This window comes from Pantoea sp. JV6, from assembly GCF_025910055.1.
Taxonomy (GTDB): Bacteria; Pseudomonadota; Gammaproteobacteria; order Enterobacterales; family Enterobacteriaceae; genus Pantoea; species Pantoea agglomerans.
Window position 1 is genome coordinate 194,733 of sequence record NZ_JAPCIM010000002.1, and the last position, 20,472, is coordinate 215,204.

Annotated in this window: 2 protein-coding genes; both read left to right on the top strand. The window is 61.2% G+C overall.

Going from position 1 to position 20,472, the window contains the following annotated elements; translation table 11 throughout:
* The first annotated feature begins 134 nt into the window (after nucleotides 1-134).
* Entirely contained in the window at nucleotides 135-18,137 is an 18,003-nt protein-coding gene (locus OK412_RS01620) for an Ig-like domain-containing protein (RefSeq protein WP_264352604.1), read from the top strand.
* Nucleotides 18,138-18,484: 347 nt separating this feature from the next.
* Nucleotides 18,485-20,428, top strand: a complete 1,944-nt coding sequence (locus OK412_RS01625) for an Ig-like domain-containing protein (RefSeq protein WP_264352605.1) — start codon at nucleotides 18,485-18,487, stop codon at nucleotides 20,426-20,428.
* Nucleotides 20,429-20,472: the final 44 nt, after the last annotated feature.

Below are 20,472 nucleotides of genomic sequence, written 5' to 3' on the forward strand. Positions count from 1 at the left end.
GTTTCGACATACACCAGGTTAAGACATCTTCTGATCTTCAGAAGGTGAAACTATGTGTGAACACTGTAAGCATAAAATAATTTTATGTTTATGGATTCAGTATATTAGCTAATCTGGTGGAGTAGAGGTTACAAATGGCAGAACTCACGCAAGGCCGTGTAGACATTATCTCGCGCGAAAACGGCACACTCATCTCGCAGTCCGTCAGCGGTTCGTCACAATCCATTAACCTCACCGAGCCCAGCGTCGTGCGCATCAGCGGCACCCGCGACATGGTGACGCAGTATGAGCGCCAGGGTAACGATCTGGTGCTGCATATGCGCGACGGCAAGACTGTCCGCTATCAGAAATTCTTCCTCGACGACGCCGATGGCCAGCACAGCGAACTGGTGTTCGATGATGGCGTCAACCCACCGGAACACGCGCTCTTTCCCCAGACCGCAGAAGGGGCTGAACTCGCTTCCACGTCGGTCACGCCAACCTATGAATCACTCGACAGCGTAGAGCCGCTGCTGCTGGCAGATAACGCCAACACCTCGATGGGTGTGATAACGGCGGGCGGTCTGGGTGTGCTCGGCTTAGCCGGTCTGGCCGTTGGCGTCGGCGGTGGTGGTGGTGGCGGCGGGGGTAACGGTGGCGGCAATGACGGTGGCACCGATCCCGGAACACCGGTCACGCCGGGGACGCCTGCCATCACGCTCAATGCGTTCGCTGGCGATGATGTCCTGGATAACGCGGAAAAAAGCAGCGATCAGGTACTGAGCGGCACCACCAGTAATGTCGAAGCGGGTCAGATTGTCACTGTCACGCTGGGCGGCCAGACCTACAACGCCGCTGTCGGTGCTGACGGCAGCTGGAGCGTTACTATCCCTGCTGCCGCGCTGGCGGGACTCGCCGCAGGCACCACCACCATCGACGTCAGCGTCACTAACGCGGCGGGCACGACGACCACCGGCAGCCTGCCCATTACCGTCGCGGCCGCCGATCCCGGCACACCGGCTGCGCCGTCCATTAGCCTGAACCCGTTTGCGGGCGATAACCTGCTGGATAACAGCGAAAAAACCACGCCACAAACGTTGTCCGGCAGCACCAGCAATGTCGAAGCGGGCCAGCAGGTCAGTGTGACATTGGGCGGACAGAGCTATAACGCCACTGTGGGGGCGGATGGCAGCTGGAGCGTCTCAATACCGGCTGCCGCACTCTCGGCGCTGGCTGCAGGCAGCAGCACCATTTCGGTCAGTGTGACCAGCGCCGCGGGCACGACGGCTTCCGCCAGCCTGGGTATCCAGGTGCAGGCACCTGACACCACCCCTGGCGTGCCAGCCCTGACGATCGCCCCGTTTACCGGCGACGACGTGCTGAGCAACGCAGAAAAAACCAGCGATCAGATTCTTAGCGGCAGCACCACCAACGTCGAAGCCGGGCAGATCGTCACGGTTACACTGGGCGGCCAGAGCTACAGCGGCAGCGTGGCAGGCGACGGTAGCTGGAGTATTACCCTGCCTGCTGATGCGCTGACCGCACTGGCATCCGGCACCACCACGGTGACTGCCACCGTTGCTAACCAGGCAGGAACCGCCGCCAGCGGTAGCCTGACCGTAAACGTAGAGCCACCACTGACTCAGCCGGGTACGCCCGTTATCACCATCGATCAGTTTGCCGGTGATGACATTCTCAGCAATGCCGAGAAAAGCAGCGATCAGGTACTTAGCGGCACCACCACCAATGTGGAAGCGGGCCAGATTGTCACCATCACGCTGGGCGATCAGACCTACAGCGCAGTAGTGGATGCGCAGGGCAACTGGAGCGTCACGCTCTCGCCTGCGGCACTGAATGCGCTGGCAGCCGGTTCGGTTGCGATTTCCGCGGTCGTCACCAGCCAGGCTGGCATTGAAGCCAGTGAAAACCGCGCGATCAGCATTGATACGCCGGTCGTTCCGGGCCCGCCATCCGTCACGCTGGATGATTTTGCCGGGGACAACGTGCTGAGTAATGGGGAGAAAGCCACCGATCAGACACTCACCGGCAGCACCAGCAATGTTGAACCCGGTCAGCTGGTAACAGTCACCCTGGGCGGCCAGACTTACAGCGGCAGCGTTGATGCGCAGGGCAACTGGAGCGTTACTTTGCCATCGGCGGCCCTGAGCGCCCTGGCGGCAGGTGAAACGACGCTGACGGTTTCAGTCAGCAATGTGGCCGGTGATACCGTGACCGGCACGCTGCCCATTACCGTGGAAGCGCCTGTCACATTGCCGGGCGAACCCACAGTCACCATTGGTCAGTTTGCCGGGGATGACATCCTCAGCAACGATGAAAAAGGGACGGCCCAGACGCTCTCCGGCTCCACCACCAACATCGAAGCGGGCCAGACGGTGACAGTCACCTTCGGTGGCCAGACTTACCTCGGCACCGTCGATGGCAGTGGTAACTGGAGTGTAATTGTTCCGGCAGCCGCGCTGGGTAATCTGCCGGCGGGAGCTAATACCATCAGCGTTACCGTCAGCAATGCCGATGGCGTGAGCACTACCGAAATCCGCGATATCGCGGTTGAGACGCCAGTAACGGAACCGGGCGTGCCGTCTCTGATCCTGAATGATTTCGCCGGCGATAACCTTCTGAGTAACGACGAAAAAGCGGTCGATCAGCTTGTCAGCGGTAGCACCAGTAATATCGAAACCGGGCAGATCGTGACGGTCACCCTGGGCGGTCAGACCTACAGTGCCAGCGTGCAGGGTGATGGCAGCTGGAGCGTCGCCGTGCCGTCAGCCGCGCTGAATGCGCTGGCAGCAGGCACCACCACACTGACCGTCTCGGTCAGTAATGCAGCGGGCGACACAGTCACTTCAACGCAGCCAGTCACTGTCGAAGCCCCGGTAACGCAGCCGGGTGAAGCCACCGTAACCATCGACGCCTTTGCCGGGGATGACATCCTCAGCAACAGCGAGAAAGCCAGCGATCAGCTGCTGAGCGGCACCACCACTAATATCGGTGAAGGCCAGCAGGTCACTGTCACTCTGAACGGAGAGACTTTTACCGCCACGGTCGGCGCGGATGGCAGCTGGAGCGTGTCGATTCCTGCCAGTTCACTGGCTGCGCTGACAGCCGGTAGCGCAGCCCTGAATGTGACGGTGACAGATCAGTCTGGTACTCAGATCACTGAAACCCGCGACTTCCTGGTGGAGTCCTCGGGCACCGGGCCAGGCACCCCGACGCTAACCCTCAATGCCTTTGCTGACGACAACATCCTGAGCAACGATGAGAAGCTGGAAGCGCAGGCGGTCTCCGGCAGCACCACCAACGTCGAGGCGGGCCAGATTGTCACGGTGACGCTGGGCGGCCAGAGCTACAGCGGAACGGTTGGCGCCGACGGCAGCTGGAACATTGCCATTCCGGCCGATGCACTCGGTGCGCTGGCAGCCGGTTCTGCCTCGCTGGTGGTCACGGTCAGCAACGCGGCAGGCACCACCGTCAGTGACACGCTGCCGATCACGGTTGAGCCGCCGGTTACCGAGCCGGGCCAGCCCACTATCACGCTCGATCAGTTCGCCGTGGATGACGTGCTGAGCAACGATGAGAAAACCAGCGATCAGCTGCTGAGCGGCAGCTCAACCAATGTCGAGGCGGGTCAGGTCGTGACCGTTACGCTGGGCGACCAGACTTACAGCGCCACGGTCGGCGCGGATGGCAGCTGGAGCCTGAGCGTCCCGGCCAGCGCGCTGGCGGCACTGACGGCGGGCAACGCGACTATCGCGGCCACAGTCACCAATCAGGCGGGCGTAACAGTCAGCGAAGATCGGGTGATTGCGGTGGAAGCGCCAGCGGAACCGGGTACGCCGACGGTGACGATCGCCCTGTTTGCCGGTGACGATCTGCTGGATAACAGCGAAAAAGCGCTGGACCAGACGCTGTCCGGCAGCACCAGCAACGTGGAGGCGGGCCAGACGGTCACCATTACCCTGGGCGGCCAAAATTACACTGCGCTGGTCAACGCGGATGGCAGCTGGAGCACGCAGATCCCCTCTGCGGCGCTCAGCGCACTGGCGGCGGGCAGCAGCACCATCGCGGTCAGCGTCACAACGGCGGCAGGCGCCTCAGCTACCGACACCCGCGATATTAACGTCGCCCCGGCGGCAGGCGAACCTGGCGTGGTCTCCATTAGTGAACCGGTCAGCGTGGATGGCTTCCTGAACCAGCAGGAGCTGAGCAGCGATCTGATCATCAGCGGCTCTGCGGTAGGCGTTAACCCGGGCCAGGCGGTGCAGGTTAACTTTAATGGCAATAATTACAGCGCGGTAGTGAACAGCAATGGCTTCTGGAGCGTCACTGTTCCGGCAGGCGATCTCACCACTATCACCGACGGCGTAAAACTGATTTCGGTCACCACCACCGACGCCACCGGCGCACTGCTGACCGACTCCGCTCAACTGAATGTAGTCGCAGCCACGCTGCCGCAAATCACGCTGGAGGAGAGCGCAATCACCGATGGCCTTCTCAACCGGGTGGAAGCGGGCAGCGATCTGCTGATCGGCGGCAGCACTGGCAAAGCCGTGCCGGGCCAGCAGGTTGAACTGGAACTTAACGGTAAAACCTACAGCACCACGGTCAATGCAGACGGCAGCTGGAGCCTGGCGCTGCCGGCCGCCGATCTCGCCTTACTGCCACAGGGCGCCAACAGCCTGATCATTACCGCGATTGATGAAGCAGGCAACCGCGTGGATGAGACGCTCAACTTCAGCGTCGACACGCTGCCACCGAATCTGATTGTGGCAGAGGTCGCAGGCGGCGATGGCATTCTCAACAGCAGCGAAGTGGCTGCCGGTCTGCCGGTCAGCGGTTCAGGTGCGTTGCCGGGCGAAGTGGTTTCTGTCTCGCTGAATAACGTGAGTTACAGCGCCACCGTAGATGGGCAGGGCAACTGGACGGTGGATCTGCCGCCAGCGGCGCTGCAGGCCCTGTCAGATGGCAGCAGCTATACGCTGGTAGTTACGCTGACTGATGCCAGCGGTAACACCACCACGCAGACGCAGCCCCTGGCGGTCAGCACGCAGCCTCCGGTTGCAACCGTTACCGCTCCGGGCGGTGATGGCGTCCTGACCAACAACGAACTCACTACGCCGCTGCAAATCAGCGGAACCGGCACCCCGGGCGACAGCGTGACGGTGGAATTAAACGGTAAGTCCTACACCGCCATTGTTGACGAAAACAGTAACTGGAGTGCATCCGTCCCGGTGGCCGATCTCGGCACGCTGACCAGTCAGACCTATCCGGTGACCGTCACCGTGACCGATCCGGCCGGTAACATCAGCACTCAGAATACGGAACTGCGGGTGGCTACCGCGGTGCCCGCTCTGACGCTCAACGATCTCAGTGATGATGGCGTGATCAACGTCAGCGACGCGCAGCAGCCGCTAATCGTCAGCGGAACCGGCGACGAAGGCGACATCATCCGCGTCACGCTGAATAACGTGGCCTACAGCGCCGTGGTGGCGCAGGGTGGCAGCTGGAGTGTCACCGTTCCGGCATCCGACCTGGCAAATGTGCCCAACGGTACCCAACCGGTATCGGTAGTGGCGACAGACGCCGATGGTAATACCACACCAGCCAGCAGTTCACTGATTTTCGCCACCACACCGCCGTTGCTGGAAGTCTCCACGCCGGGCAGTGATGGTTATATCAATATCGCTGAACACACTCAGGATCTCACACTCGACGGACGCGGGGGGGCCCAGGGCGACACCGTCACGGTGAGTTTCAATGGCGAGACCTACACCGCCACCGTGGATACCGATGGCGCGTGGAGTGTTACGGTGCCCGCCGCGATTATCAGCCAGCTGGGTGACGCAACCTATCCGGTGGATGTGGTACTCAGCGATGCTTATGGCAACAGCAGCACCGTACCGACCAGCGTCACTGTGCTGGCGGCAACGTCGCCGGCGCTGACCATTAATCCCGTGACCGGCGATAATCAGGTCGACAGCGCTGAACAGCTCACCGACATTCTGGTCACCGGTAACGTCACCGGCGTACCGGCAGGTCAGCCGGTATTGCTGACCATCAATGGCCAGTCTTACGATGGCGTAGTACAGGCGAACGGTAGCTGGAGTGTGTCGCTGCCAGCCGGATCGCTGGGCGGTGCAGGCGATAAAACCTTCACCGTGGCGATTACCGATGTGGCCGGTAACCCGGCGCTGCCTGCTGAAGGGCAGTTCAGCGTGGTTACTTCACCCGTACCGTCGCTGTCGATTGCCCCAATCAGTGACGACAATGCGCTGAGTGCCCTGGAGGCGCAGAGCGATCTTATCCTCAGCGGCGGTTCAGCGAACCTGCCGGCTAACAGCCCGATCAGCGTGACGCTGGTGACTGGCGGCACCGTCTACACCACCACAACCGATGAAACCGGTGCGTGGACCCTGACCGTGCCGGCTGCCGATCTGGCGACGCTGCCGCAGGGCACGACCACCGTTACCGTCTCTTCGGGTGATGTGCAGAACAGCCTGCCGCTGCTGGTGGCGACCGCGCCGCTGGCAGACCCGCAAATCAACACGCCATTCACTGACGGCATACTCAATACCGATGAAGCCAGCGCGGCGCAGACGCTGACCGGCACAGTGCTGCCAGGCCAGGCCGTCAGCGTGACCCTGGGCGGTACCAGCTATCCGGCCACTGTAGACGCGAATGGTGAATGGAGCGTGACGATACCCGCAGACAGACTGCAGGCACTTGCGCAGGGCAGCAATCCGATTACCGTGACGGTGAGTGATGAAGCAGGTAACAGCACCAGCATCAGCGAGCCGCTGATTGTTGATACCGGCGTACCGGCGCTGACCGTTAACCCGATTGCTACCGATGGCACGATTAATGAGGCTGAAACCGCCACCGATCTGACCCTCAGCGGCACCGTTACGCCGGGCAGCAGCGTCAGCCTTGCGCTGAATGGCCAGACCTATGACGCAGTGGTTGCCGCCGATGGCAGCTGGACCGCCACCGTGCCTGCTGCGAATCTGCAACAGTTGCCAGATGGCCGTTACGATCTCAACGTGACCGTCACGACCGTGAGTGGCAACGTGGCCACCACGCCATTCCCGGTTACCGTGGATACCACGGCACCAGACTTCAGTATCGCTGCGCCCGCGGGTGATGGCGTGCTGAATATCGCTGAGCAGGCGGCAGGGTTCAGTTTCAGCGGCGCAGGCAGTGAAGGCGACCGCGTCAGTGTGACGCTGAATGGCGTGACCTACACCGGCACCGTTGATGGTGACGGAAACTGGGCGCTGGCTGTTCCGCCAGCGGCGCTTGCCGGTCTGACCAATGGCAGCAGCTATCCGGTGGTGGTCACCGTCACCGACGCAGCCGGTAACAGCAGCAGCCAGAACAGTGCCCTGACGGTTGCGACTACGCCGCCTCCGCTGGTCGTCGCGCCGGTCAGCGGTGATAACGCGCTGAACGTCGGGGAACTGGCAGAGCCGCTGGTGGTGAGTGGCAGTGGTCAGAATGGCGACGTGGTCACGGTCCAGCTCAATGACCAGCTTTACAGCACCACCGTTGGCGTTAACGGCCAGTGGACGCTGCAGATCGCCCCTGAAGCACTGGCGGCACTGCCTCCTGGCAGTAATCTGGTGACGGTGACGGAAACCAGTGCTAACGGGAATCAGAGCAGCCAGGTGGTTGATCTGAATGTGGCAACCGCGCCGGACGTGCAGCCTGTACTGACCATCGACAGCAGCACCTTCGCCGGTGACGGCATCGTCACGGCAGCGGAGCAGCTGCAGCCGATAACGGTGCGCGGCAGTAGCACGAATGTCGAACCGGGCCAGCAGGTGATCATCTCCCTGAATGGCATCGAATACAGCGGTGTGGTCGAGGCCAGCGGCAACTGGAGCATTATTCTGCCTGCGGGTGCCCTGGCTGAGCTGGGAGAAGGCACTCAGACGCTGAACGTCAGCGTCATCAACGCCGTGGGTAACACCGCCAGCAGCCCGCTTGACTTCAATGTGGACAACACCCTGCCGTCGATCGCGCTGGCACCCGTCAGTGACGACAACTACCTCAATGCGCAGGAATTGGGTGGCGCCGTCGTGGTCAGCGGCAGCACCAGCGGTCTGCCTGATGGCAGCATTGTCACCGTGCTGGCCAACGGCACCACGGTCAGCACCACCGTGACGGCAGATGGAAGCTGGAGCCTGACCTTACCGGCAGGCACCTTTACCGGAACGGCAGATGGCCCGCAAACCATCAGCGCCACCGCCAGCGACGCTAACGGACAGCCGCTGGCGACCAGCGACGCTACCCTGACGGTGATCGCCAGCGCATTGCCGGTGGCGACCCCGGGCGTGGCCTTTGATGATGGCATTCTGAATGGTGAGGAAGCCGCCGCCGGTGGCACGATCACTGGTAACACGGGCGTGACCGGCGACGGCCAGACCGTCGTCGTGACGCTGGGCGGCAACAACTACAGCGGCACGGTCGATGCCGCAGGCAACTGGCAGGTCGCCGTTCCGGCCGATGTCTTGTCTGCGCTGCCACAGGGCAATAGTGGCTACACCGTGGTCGTCAGTGATGTGGCGGGCAACAGCAGCCAGGCGGATGGCAACCTCGTGGTGGATACGCTGCCTCCGGTGCTGAACTTCATTACGCCATCCGATGGCATCATTAACGCCGCTGAAAGTCAGCAGCCGCTGACGCTGACCGGCAGCAGTGAAGCTAACGCCCTGATTGTGGCCAGTTTTAACGGCACCACCCTGAGCACCACCGCTGACGTCAACGGCGTCTGGTCGCTGGATCTGCCCGCCACGGTTTACACCGGGCTGGGCAACGGCAGCTATCCGCTGACCGTGACCGCCAGCGATGCGGCAGGAAATGCCACCACCACCAGCCGCGACCTGGCGCTGAAAGTGGAGCCAGGCACACTGCCGACCCTGACGCTGGATGCCTTTGCCGGTAACAACGTGGTCGATGGTGCGGAGCGCCTCACCGATCAACGTCTCTCCGGCACCACCACCAACGTCGAAGCGGGTCAGCTGGTTACCGTCACCGTTGACGGCACAGTCTACAGCGCCGCCGTGCAGGCGAGCGGGGCATGGAGCCTGATCGTGCCAGCCGGTGCGCTGGCCGCGATTAATGATGGCAGCGCCAGTTTTACCGTGGCAGTCAGCGATGTGGCGGGCAACACCACCACCAGCAATCTCACCTTTGACGTCAACAGCAACGCCTCTGGCCTGGCGATGGATGCCATCAGCGAAGATAACTACCTGAATGCGCAGGAGCTGGGTCAGGCCCTGGTCGTCACCGGTACGTCGGTGAACGTGACAGAGGGCAGCACGGTCACGTTGCTGTTTAACAACATCAGCTACACCGCGCAGGTCTCGGCCAGCGGCCGCTGGACAGTGATCGTTCCGGCTGAGGCACTGACGGCGCTCGCCGATGGGCCTTACACTCTGACGGTCACCGCAACGGACAGCGGCGGGGCGACCCTGAGCAGCGAGGCAGCGCTCAGCGTGCTGGCGACGCTGCCAGCACCGCAGATCGTCTCGGCCTTTGGCGATGGCCTGCTCAACAGCAGCGAGATCGCCACAGCACAAACCCTGAGCGGCACCACCGGCATAACCGGTGACGGCCAGACGGTGAGCGTGCTGCTGAATGGCGCAACCTACAACGGCACCGTCGATGGCAATGGCAACTGGCAGATCAGCGTGCCGGCTTCCGCGCTGGCCGGCCTGCCGGAAGATCTCCTGAACTATACCGTCACAGTCCAGGATGCAGCGGGTAACACCGGCAGCAGCCAGGGCAGCGTGACGGTGGATCTGACGCCACCGACCCTGACACTGAATACGGTTGCGGGCGATAACAGTATCAATATTGCCGAAAGCACCGCGCCGATTGTTCTCAGCGGTAACAGCAATGCCGAAGCGGGACAGCAGGTCACCATTACGCTGAACAACCAGACCTGGACTACCACGGTTGACCAGAACGGCGAGTGGAATCTGACGCTGCCTGCGGGTTCGCTGGCCGGTATTCCGGCCGGGGCGTACATTCTGACCGTGACGGTCAGCGATGCGGCGGGTAACCCGGTAACCGAAACCCGTGAAATCACCGTGGCGACGGCGTCGCTGGCCGTCAGCATTGACACCCCGTTTGGTGATGGTTATCTGAACCTGGCGGAACAGGGGGTCGGTCAGACGCTGACCGGCAGCACCGGTGTAGCGGGCAACGGCCAGACCGTCAGCGTGACGCTGGGCGGGAATGATTATTCCGCTACGGTGGATGCGCAGGGTAACTGGACGCTGACCTTAACAGCAGATCAGGTGCAGACGCTGGGCGAGGGGGTTACTACGCTGGTGGTCAATGCCAGCGATGCCGCCGGTAACAGTGGTTCGCTGACCAGCGCCGTTACGGTCGATCTCACGCCGCCAGTGCTGACCGTCAATGCCATCGGCGGCGACAACATCATCAATTCGGTAGAGGTGCTGGAAGCGGTCGCCATCAGCGGCAGTGCGTCGGTAGCGGATGCCGGACAGACGGTCACCGTCAGCTTCCAGAACGTCGATTACACCACTCAGGTGCTCTCTGACGGCACCTGGGAGGTGACACTGCCAGCCAGCGTCGTGCAGGGGCTGGCTGACGGCAGCTACACCGTTGCTGTCTCGATGACCGATGCGGCGGGGAACCCGGCCACGGCCACCCAGACCCTGACGCGTGATGCTGACACTCTGAACCTGCCAACCCTGACCATCGGGACCATCAGTGATGATAACTTCCTTAACCAGGCGGAGTCGCTACAGGATCTGAACATCGGCGGCACCAGTAACAACCTGGCGGAAGGCCAGCTGGTGACGGTGACGCTGAATAACATTCAGTACAGCGGCACGGTGGCAGCCGATGGCAGCTGGACGGTGACCGTTCCGGCCGCCGATCTGGGTAATCTGCCGGATGGCGATCAGCTGCTGGTCGTGGTCTCAGCGGATACATCTGGCAATCCGGCCAGCGCCAGCACCAGCCTGGTCGTGCTGGCCAGCGAGCAGGTTCAGCCGACGCTGACCATGAACGTGGTAGCCGGCGATGATGTGATTAACGCCACCGAGGCCACAGCGGATGTTGCGGTCAGCGGCAGCAGCACCCTGCTGGCAGCGGGTACGCTGGTGACGGTGTCGTTTAACGGCACTGACTACAGCACCACGCTCGACGCTGACGGCAACTGGACGGTGAATGTGCCGTCTGCTGCCTTTACCAGCGTGGCTCCGGGCAGCACGCAAATCTTTACCGTGACCGCCACTGATGTCGCAGGCAATCCGGCGACCGCCACTCAGGAGGTCAGTTTCATTACCACACCGCCTGCGCTGACGAATATCACGGTCGACGCGGGTGATAGCCTTAACCTGGCGGAGTCGCTGCAGGATCTCACCATCAGCGGCAGCACCACGGGCGCATTGCCGGTGACGGTGACGCTGAATAACGTCAGCTATACCACCACGGCAGATGCCGACGGTAACTGGTCACTTACTATTCCGACCGCTGACCTGCAGCAGCTGGCGGACGGCCCCAATGCGATTACCGTTTCGGTCACCGACGCGGCGGGCAATATCACCACGGATAGCACCACGACACTGGACGTAGCGTTTAATACCCTGCCAGCGCTGACCCTGAATACGCCGTTTGGCGATGCGCTGGTCAGTGCGGCAGATGCTGAAGGGGCGTTAACGCTGAGTGGTGACAGTACCAATCTGCCGGAAGGCAGTGTGGTGAACATCTCTGTAGGCGGGCAGAACTTCAGCACCACCACGGATGCCAGCGGCAACTGGACGCTGAACCTGGCACCGGGTGCGCTGACAGGCCTGGCCGATGGACTGACCCAGGTGGTGGTCAGCGCCGCGGATGGTGCCGGTAATCCGGCGCAGGTTACCGCAGGCGTTGAGATCCTGCAGAGTGATCCTGTTTCAGCCGCCTTCGACACGACACTGTTCGGCGATAACATCATTAATATCAGCGAAGCCGGTTCCGTTCAGCTGGTCACCGGCACCTCCACCGTCGTGCCGGGTCAGACCCTGAGCGTCACGGTAGGCGATGACAATATCCCGCTGTCGGTGACGGTCGATGCCAATGGCAACTGGACTGCCAGCCTGCCCCCAGAGTTCATCGCCAGCCTGGGAACCGGTGAACATACCCTGACCCTCACCACCACGGATCGGGCCGGTAACAGCATTGAAACGACCAAAACGTTTGTCGCTGCGATTACGCCGATTACTAATCCAACGCTGGATACGCCATTTATTGATGGCCGTATCAATGCTGAAGAGGCCGCCTCAGGCGGATCCCTGACTGGTGCGGTGAATATTAATAACGCCGCGTCGGTCACGGTGACCGTTAATGGCACGGTCTATTCCGCTACGCTCAGTGCGGATGGTTCGCGCTGGTCGCTGGATCTGCCACCTTCTGTATTGCAGTCATTGCCGGATGGCAACTGGCCGGTGAGCGTGACGGTTACCGATGTGAACGGCAACATCGGCAGCACCAGCGGTACGATACTGGTCGCCGTTAACGCGCTGCCGGATGTCACCCTGAACCTGCCGTTTGGCGACGGTGCGCTGAATGCAGCAGAAGCGGCCGGTGAACAGATCCTCAGTGGCACTACCGGCATTACTGGTGCCGGACAGACGGTAACGGTGCTGATCTCCGGCTTTAACAACGGTCAGCCGCTGGCAGCCACGGTGCAGACCGATGGCAGCTGGTCTCTGGCCCTGTCGCCGGCGCAGTTAGCCACATTCACCAGCGGCACCCACACCATTACCGTGACGGCGACCGATATCGCGGGTAACAGCGACGCGATGGCGCAGAACGTGGTGACAGAGGTGGCGCTGCCTGTGCCGACCTTCAACCCAGGCGCATTTGGCGGCGACAACCTGCTGAACATCAGTGAAGCCGCGGCAGGGGTGACCCTGACCGGCACCACCGGCAGTGTCGGGGCGAACCAGGCGGTCAGCATTACCGTGGATGTCAACGGCAGCCTCTATTCTGGCACCGTGACGAGCAACGGTAACTGGACTGTTAACATTCCTGCCAACGCCCTGAGTTCACTGGGTGACGGTGCGCAATCACTGACGGTTAACGTCGTGGATGCGGCGGGCAACAGCGCGTCGGCGCAGCTGCCGTTCACCGCGGATCTCAGCGCGCCGCAGCCTGCGGTCAATCCGGAATTCCTTGGCAGTTATGTGAATGGCGGCGATGTGACCGCGGGAGTGACGCTGAGCGGAACCACCGGTGAAGCGGGCGCGAATCAGACTGTGCAGCTTACGCTTGGCGGCACAACCTATTCTGCAGCCGTCGATGCCAATGGTAACTGGACGGTGCCACTGACAACGGCGGAGCTTTCACTGCTGCCGGATGCCACCTATCCGGTTACCGTGACAGCAACCGATGCGGCGGGCAACAGCACCACCATTAACAGCTCGCTGGTGCTCGACACCACACCACCGGTGCTTAATGTTGCCGCCTTTACCGGTGACAATGCGCTGAACTACGCCGAGAGCATTCAGCCGCAGAGTCTCAGCGGCACTGCAGCGGGAGCCGAGCCGGGATCAGTGGTCTCAATCTCGCTGAATGACACGCTGCTTGGCACCGCGATAGTGACAGCCAACGGCAACTGGAGTGTAACGCTGACGCCAGAACAGATGGCCACCTTTGGTCCATCGACGACCCTGGCGCTGGCAGTGACCGATCTGGCAGGCAATACCGCCAACGGCACGGTTGCGCTGACGGTAGATCTTACCCCACCGCCAGGGCCGCTGGTTACGCTGGGCACAGTCTCGGGCGACAACATCATCAGCACCCAGGATGTGGCGGGTGGTGTGGTAGTGAGTGGCACCTCCGCTAACCTCGGCGTAGGTGGGGTAGTGACGGTGTCGATTGGTGATCAGGAGTACGCAACTACGCTGGATGGGTCGGGCAACTGGTCAACGGCGGCATTGCCGGTCAGCGCCTTTGGCAATGCGGACGGCAGCGTCGCCATCACTGTGAATGCTACCGATGGCACTACCCCTGTGACCACCAGCGGTAACGTGCTGATCGACCTTACGCCACCGGCACTGACTCTCAATCCATTTACCGGTGACAACCAGGTCAATGGCAATGAAAGTGCCACCAGCCAGGCCATCAGTGGCACCGCCGATCTTAGCGAAGTGGGTCGCACAGTGGTGGTGACCTTCAATAATCAGACCTACAACGCCGTGGTGCAGAGCAACGGCACCTGGTCCACAACGGTTCCTGCCAGCGCGATGCAGGCTCTTCCCGATGGCAGCTCGCCGGTGATCACCGCGCAGCTGGCGGATGCGGCCGGTAACGTGACGACGACCACCCAGACGGTGACGGTGGATACCGCCGCGCCGCTGGTCCAGGTCGACGCGTTCCTCGGCGACAACGTGATCAACGCCGCTGACCTGGTGCTAAGCCAGGTGCTGACCGGCAGCGCGCAGGGAGCAGAAGGCCAGACCATCGGGCTCTATCTGGGCGATGCCGCGCCAATCGCCACCGCGACGGTGGGTGCTGACGGACGCTGGAGCATCGATCTCGCGCCGGATGTCCTGTCGAGTCTCACTGACGGTGCGCTGGTGTTTGGCGTGCGGGTCAATGATGTAGCCGGAAACCAGACCGACGCCACGCTGACGGTCAACAAAGTGGTCAACAGTGCGCTGACGCTGGTGGTCGACTCGGTGTTCGGCGACGGCGCGCTCAGCGCGCTGGATACTACGGTGGCGCAGACTATCTCCGGGGTTGCGACCTCGGCGGGCGTGGGCGCCACGGTATCGGTGGTGCTGGGCGGCACAACGCTCTCTGCGTCAGTGGGCCAGGATGGTAAATGGGCCATCGTGGTGCCGCCTTCGGTGCTGGGCCTGTTAAGCGATGGCAATCTTGCGCTTGACGTCACCCTGACCGATGCCGCGGGCAACACCCGCACCGTTGGTGAAACCGTCACCGCGATTGTCGATGCGGTGCCGGTGGTTGGCGCGCTCACCGGGCTGTTTGGCGGTGATAACCTGTTGAACATTGCGGAAGCCGCTGCCGGACAGCTGGTCAGTGGCGTGATAGAAAATGCGGCTGCGGGTTCCCAGGTAACGGTCACCTTTGGCAGCAAAAGTTACAGCACGACGGTGCAGGCGGGTGGAGTGTGGAGCGTTAACCTGCCGGGCAGCGATCTGACCTCTCTGCTGGATGGCAATCTGACGCTGGGCGTCAGCGTCAGAGACGTCGCGGGTAACGTCGCCTCCAGCAGCGCATCCATCGGCATCTTTACTCAGACGCCATCAATCTCGCTGACCTCACTGTTTGGTGATGGGGTGCTAAACCTGGCCGATATCGCCACCGGACAGGTGATCAGCGGGGTGGTGAACAACGTCGCGCAGGGCAGTGTGGTGACGCTCTCGGTTGGCAACAGCCAGGTGACCGCCACCGTGGGTGCGGGCGGGGCGTTCAGCGCCACGGTGACGCCAGATATTCTGGGCACGCTGGCGCAGGGCAACCTGACGGTGGGCGCATCGGTAACGGATGCGGCGGGCAATACCGCCAGCACCAGCGCCGGTATCCGGGTCGATACGCTGCTGCCGACCATCACCGTGAATCCGCTGTTTGGCGACGGTTTGCTGAACGTGGCGGATTCGCTGGTCACCCAGGTGATCGGTGGGGTGATTGGCGGCGCGGAAGCGGGATCGCGCGTGGTGGTGTCGGTAGGTTCACAGCAGTTGGTGACGGCGACCGATGCCAATGGCAACTTTAACGTCTCGCTGACGCCAGCGCTGTTGCAGGGGATTGCAGATGGCAATCTGACCGTGGGCATCAGCGTCACCGACAGCGCGGGTAACACTAACAGCACCACGGCCGGGGCACTGGTCGGTATTCACAACCTGCCGAAAGTCACCCTCAGTCCGCTGTTTGGCGACGGCGTGCTGAACCTGGCGGAGTCGCTGGTGACTCAGACCATCAGCGGCACGGTCTCCGGGCTGGCTGCGGGTAGCAGCGTCAGGCTGACGATTGGCAACACTATCGTCGACGCGCAGGTCAACGCGGATGGCAGTTTCTCAACCGCCGTCTCGCCAGCGATTCTGTCAACGCTGCTGAACGGGAACTTCACCGTCAGCGCGGCCGTCACCGATCCGGTCGGAAACGTCAGCAGCACCAGCGCCGGCGTGTCACTGGGACTGTTCCAGCCGACCCTGTCGGTGAATACGGTGTTTGGCGATGGTGTGCTGAGCGCCGCGGATCTGGCCTCTAACCAGACCCTGAGCGGGACGTCCAGCCTCTCTGCCGGTTCAACCGTCAGCGCCACGCTGAATGGCCTGACCTACACCACCAAAGTGGTCAGCGGCGGCAACTGGAGTATTACCGTCCCGAAAGCGGATCTTGTTGCTATCACTGACGGCAGTAAAACCGTCACGGTCACCGGCACCGATGCCTACGGTAACGTGGCAAACAGCAGCGGAACGCTGAGCGTCATCAGTCAGTCGACGCCGGTGGTCGCCATTACCTCGCTGTTTGGTGACAGTGCGCTGAGCGCGGTGGATGTGAAAACGGCGCAGACCATCAGCGGCACCGCCAGCAACGCCGAGGGATCGGTTGTGCGTGTCACGCTGGGTGGTCAGACTTACAGCACGACGGTGAGCAGCAACGGCAACTGGAGTCTCTCTGTTCCGGCGGCTAACCTTGCTGCCATTACTGACGGTCTGCAGACTGTCACCGCCAGCGTGACCAACGGTGCGGGCAGCATTGGCAACACCTCGGCGTCGCTGGGTGTGGTCAGTCACACCACGCCAACGGTCAGCGTCAACAGCTTCTTTGGCGGCGATGGCTACCTCAATATTGCGGAAGCCAACAGTACTGAAACCATCAGAGGAACCAGCACCAACGCGGCGGGCGGCACGGTGACGGTGAACGTGGCGGGCAATATCCTCACCACTACTATTGGTGCGAATGGCGCATGGAGCATCAGCGTGCCGTCAGCGACGCTGAAAGGGATCGCCGATGGCAGCCATCCTCTCACCGTCACGGTGGCGGATATTGGCGGCAACACCGCAACCAGCACCAGCAGCTTTACCGCGCTGTCGCACAATCAGCCGCTGGTCGGGGTCGATCCGGTGCTGAGCATCGTCGGTTCCTTACTGGCGGGTCTGGTGGTGCAGGGGGGATCGCTGAATGCCGCGCAGGGCTCGAAAGTGAACGTTACGCTGCTGCTCTCCAACGGCAACAACGGCCCGACGCTGAACACCACGACCGATGCGCTGGGGCGTTACGCGGTTAACTTCTCACCTTCACTGCTGTCGGTGGGGGGGCTGCTGCTGTCGCTGGGAACGCTGGCGAAAGTCACGATTACCGACGCTGCCGGTAACAGCTATTCGACCACCAATACTCTCTTGCTGGGTGCGCTGCTGCCGGTAACGCTGGCGGCAAACGAATCGGTTGCGCTGTTCTCGGTGGCGGATGACAGCGCCACTGTCGCCAGCGCGGAGACGCAGCATAACAGCAGCACCAGCAGCGATGAGAGCAGCGCCCATGTGGCGGTGGCTTCCACGCTGATCACCGAAGCGGATACCGTGACGCCAGTCAGCAGCAGTGAAAACGCGGCGGCAAATGACGCCGCGGTGGCAGCGGCACCGGCAGAGGAGGTGGGTTACACCATCGGCGGCGTCGTGATTACGCTGGCCGATGGCAGCACCATTGAGGGGGCGGCAGTGACCGGCAGCAGCGGGGCGGATATCGTAACGGTCAGTGACCTTAACTTTACCCATATTGATGGCGGCGCAGGCACCGATACCCTGGTGCTGAATGGTGAGCATCTTAGTCTGGATCTCACCGCGCTGGGCCTGAAGGTCGAACACATTGAGGTGCTCGATTTGGGTAAAACCGGAACCAACTCCGTGAAGCTCGATCTCAACGAAGCACTCAATATTACGGATAAACAGAGTGACGATTTGCTGATCAAAGGCGCAGATGGCAGCCAGGTGACACTGGCTAACAGCAACGGCGGAATCTGGGAAGTGACGGGCGAGCGTACCGTTGAGGGCAGAGTCTTTGAGATCTACCACAACTCGGCGCTGACCAGTGATAACACCCTGGGCGATGTGCTGGTGCAGCAGAACCTGCAGGTCCATGTTGTGTAGTGACTGAAAGGTCAGTTCAGTTGATGAACAGAGCGGGTGCGAAAGCACCCGCTTTTTTTGTTTTAGTCACGTGATAATTGCATTTTCCAGATTATCGCCACTATTCATTAGCAGAATGAAAGATTAGGGTAGGCGCAACAAACGGCGTCACGCCGTAAAATCAGCATTCTGACTCTATTTGTCGCTTTTATTAGCGTCCTGTTTATCAATCCTTGTTACCTGCGGGTAATCAGTTCCGACCAGCGGAAACGGGCAGCTTCAGCTGTCCCACTACCATGTCGTCAGACTAAACGATCGGTTTATCCGATGGTTTTTGTCTGCGTTTCTGTTCTGAACTGAGGTTACCTATGTCATCACGCGATACGCTTCGTACCATCCGGCTCGAATCCATTTTCCAGACGGCGGTGAGCGATTTTGCCGTCGCCGATAGCGCTGTGCCCGCCATTGCGCCAGCCGCTACGCAAAGTCTGAGCCTTCCTTTCGCCACGCCGGGCCAGAGCCTGCCGATCACCACGCTCTCCACCGAGTCACTGCATAGCAGCCCGCTCAACGACAGCACACTGGCTGTCAGTGCGGTCAAAAGTTCGCCGCCCGCTATGCTGCGACCCTATGAACCGATCGCCAGTGATGGCGTGATCGCTGGCTGGGAAGCGCAAAAGCCGGTGCATCTGCGCGGTCGTGCTGAAGGTGAAGCGGGCTCCACCGTAACGCTGACCTTCAACGATCAAAGCTGGCACAGCACCGTCAATAAGTGGGGCTACTGGAACGCCTCAATGCCGGCTGATACGCTGAAAGGCGTAGCGGATGGCAATCACACGCTGACGTTGACCATTACCGATAAAGCAGGGCAAAGCACGGCAACCACCGTAGATTTTGGTCTCTATACCGACCGCACGATCAAACCTACGCTGACCGTGGACACGGTCAGTGGTGATAACGCGGTGAGTATTGCTGAGAGCATTTATGGCGTTGAGATCAGCGGCAGCGCAACGCATCTGCCGGTGGGGTCGGTGCTGAAACTGACGCTGGGGACGCAAACCACCACCGCCAGCATGGGAAACGACGGTAAGTGGTATGGCACATTTCATGAAAGCGATATGCAGGCGCTGAAAGACGGGGTCTACAGCCTGAAAGTCACTGCGACCGATCCCAATGGAAAAAGCGCCACCGAATATCATGATCTGACGCTGATCACCCATCTGAGTAGCCTGCCAAAAATTAGCTTCGATAAGGTCACTGCGGACGATGTGATAAACCTGGCAGAAAGCCAGCAGGATCTGCTACTGAGCGGCACGCTCTCCACCGTCATGCCGGGCCATCGCCTGGTGATCACGGGTGCCAACCAGAAAGATTATGCCGCCACCATAGGCGATGATGGACACTGGCAGGTGGTGATCCCGGCAGCGGATGTGCACGCCTTTATCAACGTTGGGGAAATCCGCGCCTGGTCGATCGACGGGGCCAAAAACTACATCGACGTCACGCATGAGCTGAATATCCACACCGGTTTTATTCCGATCTACACCGAAATGGATATCGGCGGTGACATGACGCTTAACTATCAGGAGGCGCAGCACGATCTGAGCTTCTACGTTGAAGGCGCCAACACCCTGGAGATCAACGGTAAAACCTACCAGCCCGATGCCAAAGGTATGGTAACACTGACCTCCAGCGAGCTGCTGGCACTGCCGGATGGCCCGGTCGCCGCCACCTTTCACCGCTGGGATGAATATGGCAACAGCGACACCCAGACCAGCGATAAACTCTTTACCGTAGCCGTGCACCAGCGGCCAACGCTGACCCTGGACACGGCTTTTGGTGATAACAAAATTGATGCTGCCGATGTCAACAGCTGGCATCTGATTCAGGGCAGCTCCAGTCATCTGCAACCGGGCAGCCTGGTGGAATTAACGCTGGGCGATCAGCACTACAGCGCCAGTGTAAAAGCCGATGGCGGCTGGGCGCTGACCATTCTGGCCGGGCAGCTGGCACCGCTGGACGATGGTGAGTACCAGATGACAGTCAGCGGCAAAGACAGCGCCGGTAATCTGGCCAGTGCCAGCCAGACGGTACAGGTGGCCTCACATACCGAAAGTGCCAACCCGCTGGAGGGTCAGACGGTGGACCAGTTGCTGGAGACGGTCAGCCTGACCCAGCAGGCGGAGACAACGCACGTGGCGCAGGCATCTTCTGCCGCCGCCGCACCGCAGGAAAGTCATCTGTTCTCTGATATTCCTTATACGCTCGCCGACCACCTGCTGCAGCATCCTGCGGTACACCCCCTGGTCTGACGCTGACACATTAGTAAACGCACTGCCTTCCGGACAGGTCTGTT

Bases quoted from the DNA above. Each gene is read 5' to 3' on its own strand.
- OK412_RS01625 (WP_264352605.1), top strand. From the start codon at position 18,485: ATGTCATCACGCGATACGCTTCGTACCATCCGGCTCGAATCCATTTTC.
- OK412_RS01620 (WP_264352604.1), top strand. From the start codon at position 135: ATGGCAGAACTCACGCAAGGCCGTGTAGACATTATCTCGCGCGAAAAC.